The organism is Vibrio sp. D173a (assembly GCF_030248475.1).
On sequence record NZ_JAHGAH010001379.1, the window covers coordinates 1 to 1,291 of the forward strand.

A 1,291-nucleotide genomic window follows, 5' to 3' on the forward strand; every position below is an offset into this window, starting at 1 on the left:
TGTTGCCCGAAACACTCGGGTGAATAGCGGCACTGAATTCAGTACCTTTGACCAAACTCGCGAAAAATGCACGCGCATCGACACGGTTAGCCTGAATTCGAAAACGCTTCACCGTCTCCATACTCGGCGACATTGGGTCATCATCAAATTGTGGCATCAGGTCGTCTTGCACTGACGATGGTAGCTCATTTAGAGCTCGGCTATTGGCTTCATTAATGGATTCATTCAAAGACTCTTTGATCTCTACCGGGTCACGATGCCCCATAGAACAACCGACTAAAGATGAAACTATAATTGCTACTACAAGTTTACGCATGTCTTCACTCAAACCTTAATTATTCTTAATATCCAAAGAGAACAGCTCCAACTTCCACTGCTGAGTGCTTCTCTGAAGAGTGACGTATTCTGAATCGATTTTTTTCACCTTATACCCACGGATCACCTCACCTTGTGAGACAACCTGACCATTTAAAATGGCATAACATGGGCTTTGACCTTTACACACAATGCTCTGCAATGAAGGTAAACGGTAACGAGTGGGTGCTTTTTTAACGGGTGCGGCTTTCTGCTCTTTCGGTACCAACCACCCCAGAGGCGCGGTTGGATCTTGTTCAGCCAATACCGACGAGCTACAAAACAACAGAGACAATAAAAGAACTCTAACCACCGATGAACTCCTGTCTTGTCCCCAACGTGTAGACCTCAAACACCAAACGTGCTTGTGGGTACTCCTCAACCTTGTACTGGAACGTACGCCAGTAGTAAGAAACCGGCAGAGACTCCAAAGCCTGTAAATAAGCCGAGATGTCAAAGTAGCTACCCGTTAATTCCATGCGTACAGGGTGAAGGTAATAACCAGAATATTCACTGGTGCCCTTATTGTTCGCAATCGGCTCAGGTTTAAGTGACTCTAACGAGGCAAGCTTAAGACCTTTACCTGAGCTCAAGACATTCTCTAGCAATTCTGCCATCTGAGAAGGCGAGATAAGGCCATCGATAATCTGAGACAGCTCCATAGAGAGCTCTTGACTCTGAACTAATAGAGACTTGTACTCAATATTGATCTCTTTATCTGGGTTTTTACTTAGCTTGGCTTGCAACACCAACAGTTCACCTTCAAGCCTCTGATTGGATTGCGTCAGGCTCATGCTTTTTGCACGTTTTGCTTGTAGGTCGTTGTAAGCTGGCTCAACCAACACACTGAATAGGAGCATAAACAGGCCAACCAAACCGCACAGTAAAACAAGCCATTTTTCTCTTGAGCTTAATGCGAGGAACTTATCGCTATATT

At 45.0% G+C, this 1,291-nt stretch carries 2 protein-coding genes and 1 pseudogene; all 3 read right to left on the reverse strand.

What is annotated here, in order from left to right:
- Positions 1-316 (reverse strand): annotated as a pseudogene (locus KIV40_RS33485) (pilus (MSHA type) biogenesis protein MshL); the annotation flags it as partial.
- Between the two features lie 15 nt (positions 317-331).
- A complete protein-coding gene (locus tag KIV40_RS33490; RefSeq protein ID WP_285353726.1) occupies positions 332-667 on the reverse strand; it encodes an MSHA biogenesis protein MshK in 336 nt (111 codons plus the stop codon).
- The coding region (gene pilO / locus KIV40_RS33495; RefSeq protein WP_285353728.1) for a type 4a pilus biogenesis protein PilO at positions 660-1,291 on the reverse strand (632 nt) is incomplete at its 5' end. The genes KIV40_RS33490 and pilO, both read right to left, overlap by 8 nt.